This window comes from Paludifilum halophilum (assembly GCF_002245355.1).
Classification (GTDB): Bacteria; Bacillota; Bacilli; order Thermoactinomycetales; family DSM-45169; genus Paludifilum; species Paludifilum halophilum.
This window is the reverse complement of record NZ_NOWF01000007.1, coordinates 84,526-101,792: the sequence shown is the minus strand read 5'-3', so window position 1 is coordinate 101,792 and position 17,267 is coordinate 84,526. Positions and strand designations below refer to the sequence as shown.

General features: G+C 48.2%; 16 protein-coding genes. 12 read left to right on the top strand and 4 right to left on the bottom strand.

All coding sequences use genetic code 11. The annotated features are described in order from the left end of the window. Nucleotides 1-24 precede the first annotated feature (24 nt). The 3 genes from uvsE to CHM34_RS12170 are packed head-to-tail and all read left to right on the top strand — an operon-like array spanning nucleotide 25 to nucleotide 2,590. Nucleotides 25-987, top strand: a complete 963-nt coding sequence (gene uvsE, locus CHM34_RS12180; RefSeq protein ID WP_094264890.1) for a UV DNA damage repair endonuclease UvsE — start codon at nucleotides 25-27, stop codon at nucleotides 985-987. 49 nt (nucleotides 988-1,036) lie between these two features. Then, nucleotides 1,037-1,819: a sulfite exporter TauE/SafE family protein gene (locus tag CHM34_RS12175; RefSeq protein ID WP_094264889.1), complete on the top strand. Its 783-nt coding sequence runs from the start codon at nucleotides 1,037-1,039 to the stop codon at nucleotides 1,817-1,819. Nucleotides 1,820-1,825: 6 nt separating this feature from the next. Beyond that, entirely contained in the window at nucleotides 1,826-2,590 is a 765-nt protein-coding gene (locus CHM34_RS12170; RefSeq protein WP_094264888.1) for a methyltransferase domain-containing protein, read from the top strand. A gap of 173 nt (nucleotides 2,591-2,763) precedes the next feature. On the opposite strand, the gene CHM34_RS12165 is transcribed toward CHM34_RS12170, so the two are convergent. Together CHM34_RS12165 and CHM34_RS12160 are read right to left on the bottom strand one after the other, a co-directional pair. Further along, a complete protein-coding gene (locus tag CHM34_RS12165) occupies nucleotides 2,764-4,224 on the bottom strand; it encodes a catalase (protein WP_094264887.1) in 1,461 nt (486 codons plus the stop codon). 323 nt (nucleotides 4,225-4,547) lie between these two features. Beyond that, on the bottom strand, nucleotides 4,548-5,099 hold the full coding sequence (locus tag CHM34_RS12160; RefSeq protein WP_094264886.1) for an undecaprenyl-diphosphatase: 552 nt from the start codon (nucleotides 5,097-5,099) through the stop codon (nucleotides 4,548-4,550). Between the two features lie 185 nt (nucleotides 5,100-5,284). Here CHM34_RS12160 and CHM34_RS12155 point away from each other — a divergent pair, with 185 nt between their 5' ends. The 4 genes from CHM34_RS12155 (at nucleotide 5,285) to CHM34_RS12140 (ending at nucleotide 8,747) form a co-directional block, all read left to right on the top strand. Next, a complete protein-coding gene (locus CHM34_RS12155) occupies nucleotides 5,285-6,001 on the top strand; it encodes a response regulator transcription factor (RefSeq protein ID WP_094264885.1) in 717 nt (238 codons plus the stop codon). Next, on the top strand, nucleotides 5,991-7,031 hold the full coding sequence (locus tag CHM34_RS12150; protein ID WP_094264884.1) for a sensor histidine kinase: 1,041 nt from the start codon (nucleotides 5,991-5,993) through the stop codon (nucleotides 7,029-7,031). The genes CHM34_RS12155 and CHM34_RS12150 overlap by 11 nt, the downstream gene beginning before the upstream one ends. 68 nt (nucleotides 7,032-7,099) lie before the next feature. Then, nucleotides 7,100-8,020 carry an ABC transporter ATP-binding protein gene (locus CHM34_RS12145; RefSeq protein WP_094264883.1) on the top strand — a complete coding sequence of 307 codons (921 nt, stop codon included), beginning with the start codon at nucleotides 7,100-7,102 and terminating at the stop codon, nucleotides 8,018-8,020. After that, on the top strand, nucleotides 8,013-8,747 hold the full coding sequence (locus CHM34_RS12140; protein ID WP_094264882.1) for an ABC transporter permease: 735 nt from the start codon (nucleotides 8,013-8,015) through the stop codon (nucleotides 8,745-8,747). Before CHM34_RS12145 ends, CHM34_RS12140 begins: the two co-directional genes overlap by 8 nt. A gap of 401 nt (nucleotides 8,748-9,148) precedes the next feature. Here the strand turns inward: CHM34_RS12140 and CHM34_RS12135 are convergent, their stop codons facing one another. After that, nucleotides 9,149-9,706 (bottom strand): PadR family transcriptional regulator, encoded by a 558-nt coding sequence (locus tag CHM34_RS12135; protein WP_094264881.1) that lies wholly within the window; start codon nucleotides 9,704-9,706, stop codon nucleotides 9,149-9,151. A 106-nt stretch (nucleotides 9,707-9,812) separates the two neighbouring features. On the opposite strand from CHM34_RS12135, the gene CHM34_RS12130 reads away from it, so the two are divergent. After that, nucleotides 9,813-11,024, top strand: coding sequence for a cytochrome P450 (locus CHM34_RS12130; RefSeq protein ID WP_094264880.1), 1,212 nt, complete (start codon nucleotides 9,813-9,815; stop codon nucleotides 11,022-11,024). A gap of 114 nt (nucleotides 11,025-11,138) precedes the next feature. Then, on the top strand, nucleotides 11,139-12,395 hold the full coding sequence (locus CHM34_RS12125; protein WP_094264879.1) for a cytochrome P450 family protein: 1,257 nt from the start codon (nucleotides 11,139-11,141) through the stop codon (nucleotides 12,393-12,395). Nucleotides 12,396-12,458: 63 nt separating this feature from the next. Here the strand turns inward: CHM34_RS12125 and CHM34_RS12120 are convergent, their stop codons facing one another. After that, the gene (locus tag CHM34_RS12120; RefSeq protein ID WP_094264878.1) at nucleotides 12,459-12,803 is read right to left on the bottom strand and encodes a CHY zinc finger protein; all 345 of its coding nucleotides are present in this window, start codon (nucleotides 12,801-12,803) and stop codon (nucleotides 12,459-12,461) included. Nucleotides 12,804-13,208: 405 nt separating this feature from the next. Here CHM34_RS12120 and CHM34_RS12115 point away from each other — a divergent pair, with 405 nt between their 5' ends. The 3 genes from CHM34_RS12115 (at nucleotide 13,209) to CHM34_RS12105 (ending at nucleotide 17,097) form a co-directional block, all read left to right on the top strand. Then, on the top strand, nucleotides 13,209-13,598 hold the full coding sequence (locus tag CHM34_RS12115; RefSeq protein ID WP_094264877.1) for a MerR family transcriptional regulator: 390 nt from the start codon (nucleotides 13,209-13,211) through the stop codon (nucleotides 13,596-13,598). A gap of 248 nt (nucleotides 13,599-13,846) precedes the next feature. Next, on the top strand, nucleotides 13,847-14,893 hold the full coding sequence (locus tag CHM34_RS12110; RefSeq protein ID WP_094264876.1) for an NAD(P)-dependent alcohol dehydrogenase: 1,047 nt from the start codon (nucleotides 13,847-13,849) through the stop codon (nucleotides 14,891-14,893). A gap of 140 nt (nucleotides 14,894-15,033) precedes the next feature. Next, nucleotides 15,034-17,097, top strand: coding sequence for a thioredoxin domain-containing protein (locus tag CHM34_RS12105; RefSeq protein WP_094264875.1), 2,064 nt, complete (start codon nucleotides 15,034-15,036; stop codon nucleotides 17,095-17,097). Nucleotides 17,098-17,267 lie beyond the last annotated feature (170 nt).

Genomic DNA, 17,267 nt, shown 5'->3' with positions numbered 1-17,267 from the left:
GGTATACTACAAAGGGTGATATCGATGTTGGTTCGATTTGGATTTGTGGCTATGAGCCTTCATGTCAAAAATGCCTCCCCGTCCAAAACCATGACAGTAAAAGCTTTCCGCCAAATTCCCGATCGCAAGGCGGCTTTAAAAAAATTGGCTCGGATCGCCCGGGAGAACCTGCGTCATACACAACGGATCCTTTATCACTGTATCGGCAACGATATTCGGTTTTACCGTTTTTCCTCCCGGTGGATTCCGCTGGCGGGACATGAATTGGTGCGAAATGTGAACTTTATCAAAGTCCTGAGGCCGGAATTACAATCATTGGGGAGCATTGTGCGGGAAAACGAAATGCGGGTCGGGTTTCATCCGGATCACTTTACGGTTTTGAACTCCCCTCATGAGAAAGTATGGAAGACCTCCGTTGAAGACTTGTGGCGTCATGTCCGATTGTTAAAGGCTATGGGATTGCCGGCATCCCATAAATGTAACATCCATATCGGGGGCGTATACGGAAATAAAGCGGCATCCGGAGACCGGTTCAAGGAGAACTTTGCCCGTTTGCATCCAGACATTCAATCACATCTTTGTCTGGAAAATGACGATAAATCCTTCACCGCTAAGGAGACATTGGACATAGCGGAGAGCTGTCAAGTTCCCATGGTGCTGGATATCCATCATCACCGATGCAATCATGACGGTGAAACCCTGGAAGAGCTGTGGCCCCGAGTCGTACATACGTGGAATCAGGAACCCTTTCCTCCCAAAATCCATGTATCCAGTCCAAGGAGCGAGTCCGATTTCCGTCGTCATGCCGACTACATCGATTTGAATGATCTATTGCCGTTTTTGTGTATGGCCAAAAAGTACACCGACCAGGTGGATGTAATGATTGAGGCGAAGAAAAAGGATGAATCCTTATTTCATTTAATGGAGCAGTTCAAGCAATGTCCCGAAGTGACGGTCCTTGATCAAGCATCCATCCGTGTGAACTGACCGGCCGACTTCGTGCGACTCACTGATCTGAAATAAAGCGGGTGTTGATATGTCGTTGACGGATGTGTTCCTGATTCTGATTACCGGTTTTATCGGAGGGATGGTGAATACCATGGCCGCAGGGGGGTCTCTTTTAATACTGCCTGTTTTGATTTTTTTGGGTTTACCCTCTGCAGTTGCAAATGGAACCAATCGGGTGGCGATCGTGGTACAAAGTATCACGGCGACTGCCAATTTTTACCGGAAAGGATACTTTGATAAAAAGCTCGCTTTTTTATTAAGCGTTCCCGCTGTGATTGGGTCCGTCGTAGGAGCCAACCTTGCCATTTCGATCTCCGATCAATTATTCAACCAAATCCTCGCTGTGATGATGGTGATTACGGTTATCTTTATCGTCTGGAAACCGGAAAAGAGGATCGCCTCAAAGGGTAACGGTGATTATTCTCTGGTTCGTAAGGGATTGGGGATCATCACATTCTTCTTTGTCGGAATTTACGGGGGATTTATTCAAGCCGGAGCGGGCTTCTTTATCATTGCCGGTTTAACGGCGATTTTCGGAATTTCTCTTGTAAAATCAAACAGTATGAAGGTTTTTGTCGTTGGTATTTATATTTTGGTTTCCCTTTTTGTATTTATGGTTCATGGGCAAATTAACTGGTATTTGGGTTTCTCCTTGGCTGTCGGCAATGCTCTGGGCGGCTGGGTCGGAAGTCATATCGCCATTCATAAAGGTGATAAATGGATTCGAGTTTTCCTAATGATCACGGTATTTTTTATGGCTGGAAAACTTCTGGGAATCTTTGATTTTCACTTGAACATCAAAGGAGAATGATGGGTCATGTTTAGCTTTTACGGGAAGCTGTCCACTGAAGTCTATGATATCGATAAACCCGTTGGTCATTCGTTGTTCGGGGACTTGGAATACTATAAAGAAAGATTGAAATCGTGTGAGGGAAACATTCTTGAACCCGCTGTGGGAACGGGACGTATACTGATCCCTTTGCTGAATGAAGGCAAACAGGTGCACGGAATGGATTGTTCCGCTGAGATGTTATCGTTGTGCCGGTCACATTGTGAGAAGAGAGGGCTGACGCCCCGACTGTATGAAAGAGATATGAAATCTTTTTCGTTGCCGCAACAGTATGAGGCGATTATTATCCCTACAGGATCCTTTTTGTTGATTAAAGAGCGCGGCGATTCAATCAAAGCTTTGACATGTTTTTATGAACACCTATGGCCCGGCGGCCGTTTGATCCTGGATCTATCCCTTCCAACCGAACAGCAACCGGGTGCTGTTTCCACACGAACCTGGACCAATGCTGAAGGGAATCTGATTACCCTGGAAGAAAAGCTGGTTGAAGTGGATCCTATTCAACAGTATACCGTTTCTCATATGAGGTATGAAAAGTGGAAAGACAAACAGCTGGTTCAGACAGAGTTGGAATCCTTCCTGCTGCGGTGGTTTGGAGTGGAAGAGTTCAAATTGATTCTTGAAAAGATCGGGTTTTCCGACATCGTTATTTCCGCGGATTACGAGTATGGACGGTATCCGACCCAACGGGATCAAATCATTACTTTTGAAGCACAATGCCCCGAGGAGTAGTTTGAAAAACGGCCCGTTTGTTCCCCAAAGGGGCCTTTTTACCATGCTTCTATGGGTTGGGCTACCCCACAGAAAAAGCAACCCGCCTCCGTTATACAGGAGGGGGTTGCTTTTTTGTTAACTCGGGGGGCTCATATCAACATGGAACCGACTTTTTGTCTCAATCAACCTTGTTACTTGACGCTTTCCGGGATTCGCAATCCCAACTGTTCCGCGACTCTTTCGGCCCATTCAGGATCCGCTTTATAAAAGTGGCCGATTTGACGGAGCTTGATCTCGTCGCTTTCAACCGGTCTCATATGGTCGGCGAAGTTTTTGATCAGACGTTCTCTCTCATCTTCGCTCATAAGACGGTAAAGATCCCTGGCTTGAGTATAGTGATCATCCGAATCGTAAGCGACACTGTCCGCTTCCCCGCTGACTTCAAAGGGCGCGATTTTTTTATGGGGATCCTCAACGGGGCCGTCTAAACTGTTGGGTTCATAATTGGGCTTGCCGCCGCCGTTTCCGTTTACGGTCATATAACCGTCCCGCTGCATATTGTTGACTTCAACCTTCGCACGGTTGACCGGAATTTGTTGATGATTAACTCCTAAACGGTAGCGGTGGGTATCCCCGTAACTGAAGATACGGCCCTGTAACATTTTGTCCGGTGACGGTTCAATTCCGGGAACCAGATTACCGGGTGTAAATGCCGACTGCTCCACTTCTGCAAAATGATTTTCCGGATTGCGGTTCAATACCAATTTACCGACTTCGATCCGGGGATAATCTTTTTTGGATACGGTCTTTGTCACATCGAACAGATCCCACTTATATGTTTGATAGTCTTCATAAGGGATGATTTGAACATACAGGGTCCAGGAAGGATGGTCCCCTTCTTCAATCGAGGTGAAGAGATCTTGCCGATGATAATCCGGATTTGTACCGGCGAGTTCTGCGGCTAAATCATTGTCCAAGGCTTTGACTCCCTGATCGCTGATGAAGTGATATTTCACCCAGAATGACTCGCCCTGATCATTGACCCATTTAAATGTGTGACTGCCGTAACCGTTCATGTGACGGTAGGTGGCGGGGATTCCGCGATCTCCATGCAAGTAAGTGATTTGGTGCAATGATTCGGGAGACAAGGACCAGAAATCCCATACCATGTTCGGGTCTTTCAGGCCGGTTTTCGGATTCCGTTTTTGTGTGTGAATGAAGTCAGGAAATTTGATCGTGTCCCGGATGAAAAAAATCGGAGTGTTGTTACCGACTAAATCATAGTTGCCTTCATCCGTATAGAATTTCACTGCAAAACCGCGGGGATCGCGTACGGTATCAGCGGAACCCAATTCGCCGGCAACGGTGGAAAAACGGAGGAATACTTCGGTTTGTTTCCCCTTCTTGCTCAGAAAATCAGCTTTTGTGTATTTGAAAATTTCATCATTGGTCACTTCAAAATAACCATAGGCACCCGCTCCTTTTGCGTGAACAACCCGCTCCGGAATGCGCTCCCGGTTGAAGTGCGCCAATTTCTCCAATAAATGAAAGTCTTGTATCAGTATAGGGCCGCGCGACCCCGCCGTGATGGAGTTTTGGTTGTCGCCGACCGGAATTCCGGCACCAGTGGTAAGGGTCTTTTTCTTCGCCATCGTGTCCTCCCCCTTCTTTCTTTGGTAATAATGGCTTCACATTGATTATATTAAATGCAAAATAAAAGTCAACATCAAATTATAATCATTATAAATAGAGATTGACTCACTCTCTATCATTCAGTCGACAATCGATGGATCGTTTGTGAATGAGCAACGGCTCAACACTGCAAAAAAGCCGCTTCCTTTTTAATCAAAGAAAGCGGCAGGGTCACACGATTACGAGAGGAAATGAGCAAGGTTTTCAAAGGACCATGGATGAAGAAGGATCGAGAAAGCATCCGGGCCTCTATGGGCGTTTGATCCTGGATCTTCCACTTTATTTACTGGTAAGGTGAAAGGATGTTTTGGGCCGATATTTTCTTCCGTTCCCGTTTGTTACGAATCATTTGCACCCCTTTTGCGGCGATGAATGCGGTTACGATGCCCGCCAACACATCTCCCGGATAATGATGCCCTACATAGAGACGGGAGATCCCGATCAACATCGCAAAACCCAGCATCGTCCCACCCAACAATCGATTATGATACCATAAGGCGAAAGCTATGGCGAAGGCTGCTGTGGTGTGATCACTGGGAAATGAGGAGTCCGCCGCGTGAGGAATAAGCACAGTGATATCCTCATGGACAACAAACGGACGTTCCCGTGACCAGATTTGTCCGATCACAAAACTCATCGCCAAAGCGGTCGATAAGGTGAGTCCCGTATAAAGACCGCTGATTCGCCAGGATTTCGAACGCCAGTAGAAAAGCATCAGGAACAAAATCAAGGCAAATCCATAAGGGGCGTAATCCGTCATAAATATCATGAATCCATCCAAAAAATCATTTTTTCCAGCTAAATCGTTCATCCACTGAAAAATCGTGAAGTCCATCTTTTTCCCCCTTTTAAGAGTTCATTCTCAGGAAGCATGGTTACAGGATAAGTCGAAAAACTTAACTTGCTTTTATCGATTCCTTAATTGTTTCTTAAATGAGTAGGAAATCCGAGAAAATCCTTTATAGTTATGAGATGAGATCAATTGCTTGAACCTCGATCTTCTAAAAAGCAGGTGGAAATATGGAAGAGATTCGGATACTGATCGCCGATGATGAAAAAGAAATCAGAGACTTATTGAAAAAGTATCTGGAGAGAGAATGGTATAAGGTGGACGTGGCGGTCAATGGTGAGGAGACCCTCCATTTATGTACTCAAAACAAATATAACTTGATTCTATTGGATTTAATGATGCCTGAGATTGGTGGGATCGAGGTATGTAGGAGGCTCAGGGAGAGGACAAATGTTCCGATCCTGATGCTCACAGCTAAGGATGATGAGGTGGATAAGGTTTTAGGTCTGGGCATGGGAGCGGATGATTATATCACCAAGCCTTTCAGTATTCAAGAAGTGGTGGCCCGGGTCAAGGCTTTGTTAAGGAGATATTTGATTTTGGGCGGTCATGACATCGATTCTCACGAAGAAACACTGATCAAGTTTAAAGGCTTGACAGTCGACCTGAAAAAATATACCACCTACGCGGCCGGAGAAGAAATCTCCTTAACCGCAAAAGAATTTGAGTTACTGAGGTTTTTCGTCACCCATCCCAAACAAGTGTTTACGAAGACGCAATTATTTCGTCAAGTTTGGAACCATTCCTTTATCGAAGACGATAATACCGTTATGGTCCACATCAGAAAGCTCAGAAAAAAAATAGAAACCGATCCCTCCAATCCGCAGTTGATTCAAACGGTATGGGGAATCGGATATAAGTTTGTGGGTGAACCCGATGAAACATGACAAACCTGTCTGGCTGCTTATCCTCCAATGGATGATCATCACGGGGCTTTTCATGATGGAAATGAATGATCATCAATCACTGAGAACCGTTCAATGGGGTTTATTTTCCGCACTTTTTGTTATAACGGCCATTCTTTTATTCATGAGATTACGATTTATTATACGTCTCCAACGGGTTGCTGTGGAATTGAAGGGTATCATCCACGGAAATTTAAAAACGAGATTGTTTGGCTATCATGATCGCTTATTAGATTCAATCATTTTGTTAATCAATGAACTGATCGAACGGATAGAAAAAGTAAACATACAGACCATCCAATCCCAGTCGGCCCGAAGGAGTCTTCTATCCAGTATTTCTCATGATATCCGGACACCTCTTACCTCGATCATCGGATATGTGGATGCCCTGAAAGATGATATAGCCACTTCGGAAGAAGAACAGAGGGAGCATCTCGAGATTGTATCAAGGAAATCCCATAACTTAAAGAAACTGATTGATGACATATTTAATATGGCAAAGATCGATGCGGATGAAATCCAACTGAAGACAGAAGCCCTTGATTTTGCAGAAATGACCAGGGAACTGTTAATTGAGTTTATTCCCGAGATTAAAAAATGGGAAATCGAGTTGAAAGTAGAGATACCGGAAAAGCATTGCACAATCATTGCAGACCGTCAGAGTCTGGTACGCGTGATCAGAAATATAATGAAGAACGCCTTGCTTTATGGAAAAGAGGGGAAAGTGTTGGGGATTGAGCTTGTAGAAGCCGCCCGCGAATACCGACTACCTGTTTTGGATCGAGGGCCCGGGATTTCAAAAAAGGATATTGGAAATGTATTTGAACGGATGTATCGAAGCGATTCATCTCGACCTTTAAATGGCGGCAGTGGTTTGGGTCTTGCTATTGCTAAAGCACTGGTAGAGAAACACGGTGGCAGAATATGGGCGGAAAGCATTCCGTGGGAAAAAACGACATTCGGTTTTTCCATTCCCAAATCCAATAAGGCTCACCATTTAAGAAATAATTAAGGAATGGGTAAGCAGTAGTTAAAATCGACCTCTTATCATGCCATTATGCACAAAGAGGAGGTCAAAAAATGAGTGCTGTCATCAAAACAACGAATTTAACCAAAATCTATGGCAACCAAACATCCGTCGATCATCTCAACATCACGGTAAACCAGGGAGACATTTATGGATTCTTGGGCCGAAACGGTGCAGGAAAAACGACGACGATCCGAATGTTGGTAGGGTTAATCCAACCGACTCACGGCCAAATTGAAATTTTTGGGAAAAACTTATTCAAAAATAAAAAAGAGATTTTACGGAGAATCGGGTCCATTGTTGAAGTTCTAGGATTTTATGAAAACCTGACCGCCAGAGAAAATCTGCTGATTAATGCAAAACTCCTCGGGATCCCCAAGACAAGTGCGATTGAAGAATCACTGGAGATTGTGGGACTGCAACATGAAACAAAGAAGCTGGTCGGGAACTATTCTTTGGGGATGAAACAACGATTGGGGATCGCCAGGGCGCTGCTTCATGATCCGGAATTGTTGATATTGGATGAACCCACCAACGGATTGGATCCGATCGGAATTAAAGAAATGCGAAGGCTCCTTCAATCCCTGACGAAAGAGAGAAACATCACCCTATTGATATCCAGCCATATTTTATCGGAAATGGAGCAGTTGGCGGATCATATGGGGATCATTCATGAAGGAAAACTCCTTGAAGAAATTGCATTTGATCGTCTACGGAAAAGAAATCGCAAATACTTGGAGTTCCGAGTATCCAACGAGAACAAAGCAGTGATGTTAATGGAGAAGTATTTTAAGGTTCATGATTACGAAGTCCATGAAGAAGGAACCATCCGTGTATATTCTCACTTGGGTCAACAAGGAAAGCTAAACAAAATGTTTGTCGAAAATGACATTGAAGTATCAAAGATGACCATGAAAGAGGATGGTCTGGAAGACTATTTTGCCAGGTTGGTAGGAGGTGGTACGATTGGTTAACCTGCTATATATGGAACTCTTAAAGCTTAAACGGTCACATATGTTTTTAATCAGTATCTTTGGAGCGTCGGCAGCTCCCTTCATAAGCTTTATCGCGTCTTTAACGAAAAAAGCCAAATTGCCCTATTCACCTCTCCAAATAGATGAATTCTTCTCCGAAACCCATTTGTATTGTGTTTTATTGATCGGAGTTCCTCTATATGGGGTGATTGCGGCCTATCTATTTCATCGGGAATATGCAGAGGGTACATTAAAAAACCTCTTAACCATTCCTGTATCGAGAATGGGTCTTATTTTAAGCAAGTGGGCATTGTTAGCCCTTTGGATCATGGCATTGACTTTGATTTCTTGCGGATGGACCTATATATTTGGACTCGTAGGCCCGTTTGAAGGTTGGAGTACGAACTTATTGGTGGAATCATTCAACCAATTTGTTACGAGCGGGATCCTTCTATGGCTCCTTACTCCCCCCATGATTCTGGTCACTTATTTGTTTAAAAGTTACGTGACTACGATCGTATTTACCATTATCATTACGATGGTCAACTTGATGATTTTTGGAACGGAATACAGTGCTTTATTTCCCTGGTCCGCAGTACAAGTGATTGCAACCAGTAGCTTTTTTCCGGAGTATCCCCCCACTTATTCTTATCTCACGATTATGGCTACTTCTTTCATTGGATTTTTTACGACCCTCGTTTACTTCAATAAAGCCGATATTCATTAACTTTTGAGAAAGTTGACGTCTGGCAGCATGCAGACGTCAACTTGTTGATTAACCCGGGTTTTTTCTCCGATACAGGCTGCCGAAGTCTGCTCCACCTATCCCCTTTAATAAAACCGTTCATTTATCTCCCATGATTCCACCAACCGATAGGCCCTTTTGGGATCTTATCCCCGGCCAATCAGATAAGCAATGGCCGCCACTTCCCGCATGGCATGGGAAAATGATGTATACTTCGCTTCCCGTAGGCCGTATTGCACCCAAGGTTCCACTGTAAACAAGACGTGATTCTTCATCATGTCGGGTGCGTAAGGGTGACCATAATACGGTATCTGCGAAATATTGAACATTTCGCTGAACGGTTCATGTGGTGGTGTGAAAGGATGGAGAGTTAGTCACCCTTCCTACTCGACGGGAGGGCGATCCGTATCCTCCCTTATTTTTTCGCCGGTATTTTGCACTTGTTGTTTCAAGCGCTCAATCCATTCCAATTCGTGTTCGACCTGATCTTTTTGAAATCGAATGATCTCTTTTACAAAGGGTTTATCGGGATGGGTGTCTCCGATATGGTGATAATGTTCCAACCTGTCTTCCAACACTTCCCGTCTCTTTTGCAGGATTTCTTGTTGCGTGGCCGGTTCCAACCGGTCAAACAGCGCCACCCGCATCAGGAATTCCATTTGGTTGCCAGCCAGTTTGCTTGAGAAATCGCGGATGATGTCACTGAAAATCTTTTCTCCTGCTTCCGTCAAAAGGTAGACGTGGCGGTTGGGTTTCCCTTCAGACTCAACGACTTCTTTGGATATGGCACCCATCTCCAAAAAACGGCGCAATGCGGGATACAACATATTATTATTGATTTTAACCGTCTCTCCGAGAGCCTCTTGGATATTTTTCTTGATCTCATAACCGTGTTTGGGACCTGACAGCAATTGTCCCAATATGATGATCTCGATGTACATTGGCATCACCTTGATTGCAATTTTGTGAAAGGCGTTTCGATTCTTTTTACATATGTTAAAATAACATATGTAAGTTTATCCTGTGGGAAGGGGTTGTCATAAGCCCATGGAAAAAACGATCCTCCAGCATGAAATATCGAAGCTTCGGTCCAGACAGGCGCAATGGGAACCATTTGCCTGGTATAAAGAAATGAGAGAGAACAGTCCGGTCTATTATGATACCGAACAAGGGGTCTGGAATGTCTTTTTGTATGAACACGCAAAGCGTGTGTTGTTCGACCATCAGTTATTTTCCAATAAAAAAGAGCGAAGTTTGATTCCCGTTCCCCGAAACGATAACCGTAGCAACGTCAACAGTTCCGATCCGCCGGAACATCGAAAGCGACGCGCCCTTCTCGCCAAAGCGTTCACTCCCCGCAACCTGAAGGAATGGGAGCCTCGCATTCAAGCCATCGTTGACGAATTACTCACGGATATGGAAGGTCGGGAGACTGTGGATATCGTAAAGGAGTTGGCAATCCCCCTGCCGGTGACCGTCATCGCGGAATTGTTGGGCGTTCCTTCCAAAGACCGGAGCCAAATCAAATTCTGGTCGGACATTCTCTTTCTTCCCTACGCCAAGGACGCGTACCATGACATCGCTGAGAGGAAAGCGCAGACCATGGAGGATTTTTGTGAATATTTGTATCCCATCGTGCAGGAAAAGCGGAAGCATCCCGCCGATGACATCCTCTCCGATTTGATCCAAGCGGAGCTTGAGGGTGAACGGTTGAACGATAAAGAAGTGGTCCTGAACGGCATCGGACTGCTCGGTGCGGGAAATGAGACCACGACGATGCTCCTTTCCAATATGTTTTACTCCATGTTGGTGGATCAACCGGGTGTTTATCGGGAGTTGCGGGCCGACATGTCATTGGTTCCCCAGCTGACCGAGGAAGTTTTACGGTATCGTTTCCCGGCGGCCATTGATCGTAAAGTGGCCCAAGATACGGATATCTTTGGTCACACGATGAAGAAAGGGCAAATGGTCGTGGCGTGGATCGGTGCCGCGAATCGGGATGAATCCCAGTTTCATGATGCGGAGGAGTTTGACATTCATCGTCCGGGCAATCATAAGCATCTTGCATTTGGAGCCGGACCGCATTTCTGTTTGGGTGCTCCGCTCGCCCGAAAGGAAGCGAACATTGCGCTGACCACTTTTGTGAAACGGTTTGCCGATATCGGTTTAGTGGAGGGGTTTGAAGTGACCGAACATTTGGTTGATTCGGCAGTGGGCCAATCCCTCAAAAGCTTCCCCGTTCGGGTGGAAAGGGCATGAAACACAATAACCGGGAGGAAATGGTTCGACGGAATGAATGAACAAGCTGAGAGCGGCTTAACATATGCAGCAGTGAAAGACCCAGTAAAGCACCTGTGAGAAAGGGAGGTCTTCATGAATTCTTCGGAGCAGATAGGGAAAGCAGCATTCGGCCTATTCAGCGGTGACAACGGCGAAAACCCATTTCCGTTATTCGCACAGATGCGGGCGACGGGATCTGTTATTCCGATCCCGTTTCCGATGGGTGAAACGGATCGTCAAGCCTGGATGGTCACGCGTATGGAAGAGGCGATGCAGGTACTCAAAGACCATACCCGTTTTACTGTAGATCTGAACGCCGTCGATGGCAACAGCGACATCCGGCAAACCTTCTCCGTCGATGCTGATCCATCGGCTCCCCCTGTCTTCTTCAACGGAAAATCCATGCTTTCTGTCGATGATCCCGATCATCGGCGGTTGCGCAGGCTGGTGTCTAAAGCCTTCACGCCCCGATATATGGAAAGCTTACGACCCCGTGTGCAGGAGATTGCGGACGAATTGCTCGACCGGGTGCAAGATCAAGGCGAGATGGACCTCGTTAAGGACTATGCCTATCCTTTACCGATCAACGTCATTTGTGACATGCTCGGGGTGCCTCGAGCAGACCGGGCACAGATTCAGGTCTGGTCTGATGCGATCGCGCGTGGTCTGGGCCTGGGAAGACGGGAGCCGGGGGTCGCCGAGCACATGCGAGCCTTCGGTGAATACACCGCACAGCTTGTAGCCGATAAACGCCAACATCCTGCTGATGACTTGATCAGCCAGTTAATCGCCATCGAAGAGGAGGGGGATCGGCTCAGTGAAGACGAGCTGCTCTCGATGATCACGTTGTTGATCTTTGCCGGCCATGAGACCACCTCCAACCTGATCGCCACCGGCACCTTGATGTTGCTGGATCATCCCGAGCAATTGGAGAAGCTTAAAGCCGATCTCAGTCTGGTTCCTTCGGCTGTCGAAGAACTGTTGCGCTTCAACGGTCCCGCCACCATCGCGGGACCGCGTATGGACACGGAAGATATCGAGCTCGCCGGGCAGCCGATCAAGAAGGGGGATGTGGTCATTCCCGTGCTGAAATCAGCCAATCGGGACGAACGCCACTTTACGCAGCCGGAGGAGCTGGATATTACGCGTACAATGCATCGTCATCTCGCTTTCGGCCATGGAATCCATATGTGTTTGGGGGCTCCGCTGGCCCGTGTGGAAGGAGACATCGCGTTCACCACCCTGCTGAGGCGCATGCCCAACCTTCGGCTTCGCATCCCCTGTGAGAGCGTCACCTGGCATTTCACTCTGTCCTCACAAGGGTTAGCCGCACTTCCCGTCGCTTTTTAACAACAATGAAACGGGCGATCCCTGCTACGGGGCTCGCCTATTTGGTTTCTTTTTCCTTTCCATTCATTTATGGCGACTCGTTCCCTCGAAATAAAGGGGGGAATGATTGCGGCATCCGGGATTGAAATCCACCCGGCAAGCCGGGCATTGCGATCCGCTGTTCAGATACTGCGCGATGGTTAATTCCGTGCCGCATTGACCGCATAAAACCGCTTTTTCATGAAAAGCACTTTTGGGCCAGACTTCAACCGAGTGGTCGGCGCACGCTTGATGACATTTATAACAGGGATAATAGATGCCGCAACACTTGAATTTCAGCGCGATCACATCATGAGCCCCATGATAGTGGTAACAGCGGGTTTTACGATCCATCCCCACTCCCCGTACTTCCGTTCCATGAATCTTCATGACGCTCCACCTTCTCCTTTGCTTTTTTCGTCATGTCCATCAATTATATCCCAACGTCATCAACGATCTCCATTGGTCAATGGAGACCCTTGTGATCCAGCAGGTGTCGGTGGTGATGTCATCGTGAAGTAATTGTTTTCGTTCCAGCATCTCATCGATTTTTTCTTCAATGGTCCCTTCGTGATGATTTTGTGAACATGGCCCACAATACGCTCAGGCGGTTTTTCAGCGGGGTGCCGGTCAAGGTAATTTTGTGATTGCCTTGATAAGAACGAACCGCTTTGGAACGCTTCACACCTGCGCACAGAGGGCGTGAGCGAAAGTCACGGGTGGGGGGCATCGGATCCTCTTGACTTGGAGTTAACTCCAAGTGTGATAATGTCGGATATCGGGAGGTGAAACTGCATGATGATTGCAGAGGTCAGCGAAAAATTGGATATTTCCCAGGATACCCTCCGCTATTATGAACGCATCGGTCTGCTTCCCCGAGTGAACCGCAATCAAAGCGGAATCAGGGATTATTCGGAAGAAGACTGCAGGTGGATCGAATTTATCAAATGCATGCGAAGTGCAGGTCTTCCGATTGACGTATTGATTGAGTATGTCAGGCTGTTTCAACAGGGTGATGAAACCATGGAGGCAAGAAAAGAAATCTTGATCGAGCAGCGCAAGCAACTTCTGAAAAGAATGGAAGACATGCAGGAAACGTTGGAGCGCCTGGAGTATAAAATTGCAAGTTATGAAGAGAAAGTGGTGAAAGCAGAACAAACACTGAAAAAACCGGAGGAGGTTTAAAGTGCAACATCTTTCACCTGAGGAGAAGTGAAGCGCAGTACGCCTATGGACGAAGTTTGATTCTCATGACCGTAGGCTTCTTTTTTGTATCACTGCTTTTGTATCTGACATTGCCGCTGTTTGGGTTCCCGTGAAGCATAGGTCGGTCTGGCAATGGGTGTGTATAAAATCTCGTGTTGACTTGGAGTTGACTCCAGGTTATACACTTTTCCATATCATCGTTGTAAAACATCGAGGAGGTTTTGTCATTGATTACTGCTAACGCACGTGCCGTCTATGGTCCGAGCGATCCGTTCAAAGCGACCACGATCGACCGTCGTGACCTCGAACCTCATGACGTTCTGATCGAGATCAAGTACGCCGGTATCTGTCATTCGGACATTCACACTGCTCGCAGCGAATGGCGTCAGGAACAATATCCCATCGTTCCCGGCCACGAGATCGCCGGAATTGTTACCGAGGTCGGCTCCAAGGTCACGAAGTTCACCGTCGGTGACCGGGTCGGTGTCGGCTGCATGGTCGACTCCTGCGGTGAATGCGAAAACTGCCGCAAAGGCGAGGAGCAGTACTGTCTCAAGGGAAGCACTATGACTTACGCCGACATCGATAAATACGGCCAGCGCACCCAGGGCGGCTACTCCACCCACATTGTCGTGGAAGAGGACTTCGTCCTCCGGATCCCTGAGGGAATCAGTCTCGACGTCGCCGCACCGCTGTTGTGTGCCGGTATCACGACATACTCGCCGCTGAACCGCTGGAAAGCCGGTCCCGGCAAGAAGGTGGCGGTCGTCGGTCTCGGCGGACTCGGTCACATGGCCGTTAAGATCGCGCATGCTATGGGTGCCGAGGTTACCGTCCTGTCCCAAACACTGCGGAAGAAAGAGGACGGTCTGCGTCTCGGTGCCGATCACTACTATGCCACAAGCGATCCGGAAACATTTGAGAAGCTTGCCGGTACCTTTGACCTGATCATTAACACGGTGAGCGCAAAGCTCGACGTCAATGCCTACCTCTCGTTGCTGGCTCTGGACGGCACGTTGGTTAACGTCGGGGCTCCTGCGGAGCCGATGTCCCTCAACGTGTTCTCTCTCATAGGCGGGCGCCGGTCGTACGCCGGTTCGTTGATCGGCGGCATCCGTGAGACCCAGGAAATGCTGGACTTCTGCGCCGAACACAACATCGGCTCCGAGATCGAGGTCATCTCGGCCGACCAGATCGACGAGGCCTACGAGCGGGTATTGGCTTCCGACGTAAGGTATCGATTCGTGATCGACATTAGCACGATGACCGCTTAAATCAAGCACCCGTGGTGTCACATAGGAAGAAACCGCGCCCCGAAAGGCGCGGTTTCTTACCTTAGGGAAGATGGGTCGGAAGCGCTTTTTGGTTAGACTGTACTGTGATACGATGTATCGACAGTACAGGAGGTGGGATGATGAGCGAACCTAATCGTTTGATCAAGGAAAAATCCCCCTATTTGCTTCAGCATGCCTATAACCCAGTGGACTGGTATTCCTGGAGCGAAGAGGCTTTTGAAAAGGCCAGGAATGAGGACAAGCCCATTTTTCTCTCCATCGGTTATTCCACCTGCCATTGGTGTCATGTGATGGAGCGGGAATCCTTCGAGGATGAAGAAGTGGCCCATCTGTTGAACCGGTGGTTTGTCTCGATCAAGGTGGATCGGGAGGAGCGGCCGGATGTGGACCATATTTACATGAGTGTTTGTCAGGCGTTGACGGGGCATGGGGGATGGCCGTTGACGATCATCATGACCCCGGAGAAAAAACCTTTTTTCGCCGGGACGTATTTTCCCAAAACGTCGATGTACGGGCATAACGGATTGATGGAAGTCCTGGAACGAATCGCCCAGGCGTGGAAGGATGATCGGTGGAAGGTGCTGGATGTCGGGGAAAAGATCACCCACGCGGTCCAGACGCAGTTAAAGGTAACACAGGCCGGGGAGTTGAATCACGAGGTCCTGGAACAGGCTTACCGGCATTTCGCCTCTTCCTTTGATTCCGAGTACGGCGGGTTCGGCGGGGCACCTAAGTTTCCCCGCCCCCACGACTTTCTGTTCCTGTTGCGGTATTGGAAGCAGGAAAAGGAAACCAAGGCGTTGGAGATGGTGGAGAAAACCCTGGATGCCATGCACCGGGGAGGGATCTATGATCATATCGGGTACGGATTTGCCCGGTATTCCGTGGATGAGAAGTGGCTGGTCCCTCATTTCGAGAAGATGCTTTACGATAATGCCCTGTTGGCTTATGTCTACCTGGAGGCTTACCAGGTGACAAATCAAGAGGTATATGCCCGGGTGGCTCGGGAGATTTTCAGCTATGTGCTGCGGGATATGACTTCGCCGGAAGGGGGATTTTACTCCGCTGAAGATGCGGATTCCGAAGGGGTGGAAGGGAAGTTTTATGTATGGACCCCGGAGGAAGTCAAAAAAGTCTTGGGAGATGAAGAGGGTTCCCTTTTTTGCGACAGCTACGACATCACACCGAAAGGGAATTTCGAAGGAAAGAGTATTCCCAACCGAATCCAGGGTTCCCTGACTTCAATCGCTTCCCGGCACCGATTGTCGGAAGAGGAGCTACGGGACAAGCTGGAGGAGTCCCGACAAAAGCTGTTCGAGGCGAGGGAAGAGCGTATCCATCCCCATAAGGACGACAAGGTTCTCACTTCCTGGAACGGACTGATGATCGCCGCTCTGGCCAAAGGAGCCCGGGTGTTGGGGGAGGAAATCTACGCTGAGGCGGCGGAAAAGGCGGTTGAATGGATTCTCCGGGAACTGCGCCGTTCCGACGGTCGTCTATTGGCCCGCTACCGGGACGGGGAGGCGGCCATCCTCGGGTATGTGGACGATTACGCCTTTCTTACCTGGGGGCTGATCGAACTTTATGAAGCCACCTTTCAACCGGAGAACCTGAAGGAAGCGATCCGGCTGAGTGAAGAGATGCTGGAACTCTTCGGCGACAAAGAAGAGGGCGGGCTTTACTTCTATGGAAAGGATGCGGAAGAGCTTCTGACCCGGACCAAGGAAGTGTACGACGGAGCCACTCCTTCCGGTAACTCCGTCGCCGCCCTCAACCTGATGCGCTTGGCCCGGATCACTGGAGATCCGGAGTGGGGAAAGAAAGCGGATCGGCAACTGAAGGCCTTTGCCGGTTCGGTCCAACAGGCGCCGATGGCGTTTTCCTTCTTTTTAACGGCGTTTCAGTTTGCCGCCGGCCCTTCCAAGGAGATCGTGATCGCCGGCCCTGAGGGGGATGAGGCAACCCAAAGTATGCTGAGAAGGGTTCAGTCGGACTTTCTGCCGGAGGCGGTAATATTGTTCCGGCCGGAGGGGAAAGCGGATGAAATCACTCGGCTGGTTCCGTTCACGGCGGAGCAACGACCCATTGACGGACGGGCGACTGCCTATATCTGCCGGAACTATGCTTGTCGGAGCCCGGTCACATCCTTGGTCGAGTTGCAGGAGGCCATCAACGGGGAGTAAAATCTGTTTTCATCGGGTGGACAGAATAAAGCCTGGCTCCTTATGGGGGGCTGGGTTCACTTATGTCGGGGCGGACTAACCGACGGGTGGAAATCACGGCGTTTGCCCTGTTTATCCGGTGATCGGTTTTTCTTCTCGTATGGGATGATTCATTGCTAAATTCTAGGAAA

Excerpts from the sequence above, each read along its gene's own strand:
- uvsE (WP_094264890.1), top strand. The coding sequence starts at position 25 with ATGTTGGTTCGATTTGGATTTGTGGCTATGAGCCTTCATGTCAAAAAT.
- CHM34_RS12175 (WP_094264889.1), top strand. The coding sequence starts at position 1,037 with ATGTCGTTGACGGATGTGTTCCTGATTCTGATTACCGGTTTTATCGGA.
- CHM34_RS12170 (WP_094264888.1), top strand. The coding sequence starts at position 1,826 with ATGTTTAGCTTTTACGGGAAGCTGTCCACTGAAGTCTATGATATCGAT.
- CHM34_RS12165 (WP_094264887.1), bottom strand. The coding sequence starts at position 4,224 with ATGGCGAAGAAAAAGACCCTTACCACTGGTGCCGGAATTCCGGTCGGC.
- CHM34_RS12160 (WP_094264886.1), bottom strand. The coding sequence starts at position 5,099 with ATGGACTTCACGATTTTTCAGTGGATGAACGATTTAGCTGGAAAAAAT.
- CHM34_RS12155 (WP_094264885.1), top strand. The coding sequence starts at position 5,285 with ATGGAAGAGATTCGGATACTGATCGCCGATGATGAAAAAGAAATCAGA.
- CHM34_RS12150 (WP_094264884.1), top strand. The coding sequence starts at position 5,991 with ATGAAACATGACAAACCTGTCTGGCTGCTTATCCTCCAATGGATGATC.
- CHM34_RS12145 (WP_094264883.1), top strand. The coding sequence starts at position 7,100 with ATGAGTGCTGTCATCAAAACAACGAATTTAACCAAAATCTATGGCAAC.
- CHM34_RS12135 (WP_094264881.1), bottom strand. The coding sequence starts at position 9,706 with ATGTACATCGAGATCATCATATTGGGACAATTGCTGTCAGGTCCCAAA.
- CHM34_RS12130 (WP_094264880.1), top strand. The coding sequence starts at position 9,813 with ATGGAAAAAACGATCCTCCAGCATGAAATATCGAAGCTTCGGTCCAGA.
- CHM34_RS12125 (WP_094264879.1), top strand. The coding sequence starts at position 11,139 with ATGAATTCTTCGGAGCAGATAGGGAAAGCAGCATTCGGCCTATTCAGC.
- CHM34_RS12120 (WP_094264878.1), bottom strand. The coding sequence starts at position 12,803 with ATGAAGATTCATGGAACGGAAGTACGGGGAGTGGGGATGGATCGTAAA.
- CHM34_RS12115 (WP_094264877.1), top strand. The coding sequence starts at position 13,209 with ATGATGATTGCAGAGGTCAGCGAAAAATTGGATATTTCCCAGGATACC.
- CHM34_RS12105 (WP_094264875.1), top strand. The coding sequence starts at position 15,034 with ATGAGCGAACCTAATCGTTTGATCAAGGAAAAATCCCCCTATTTGCTT.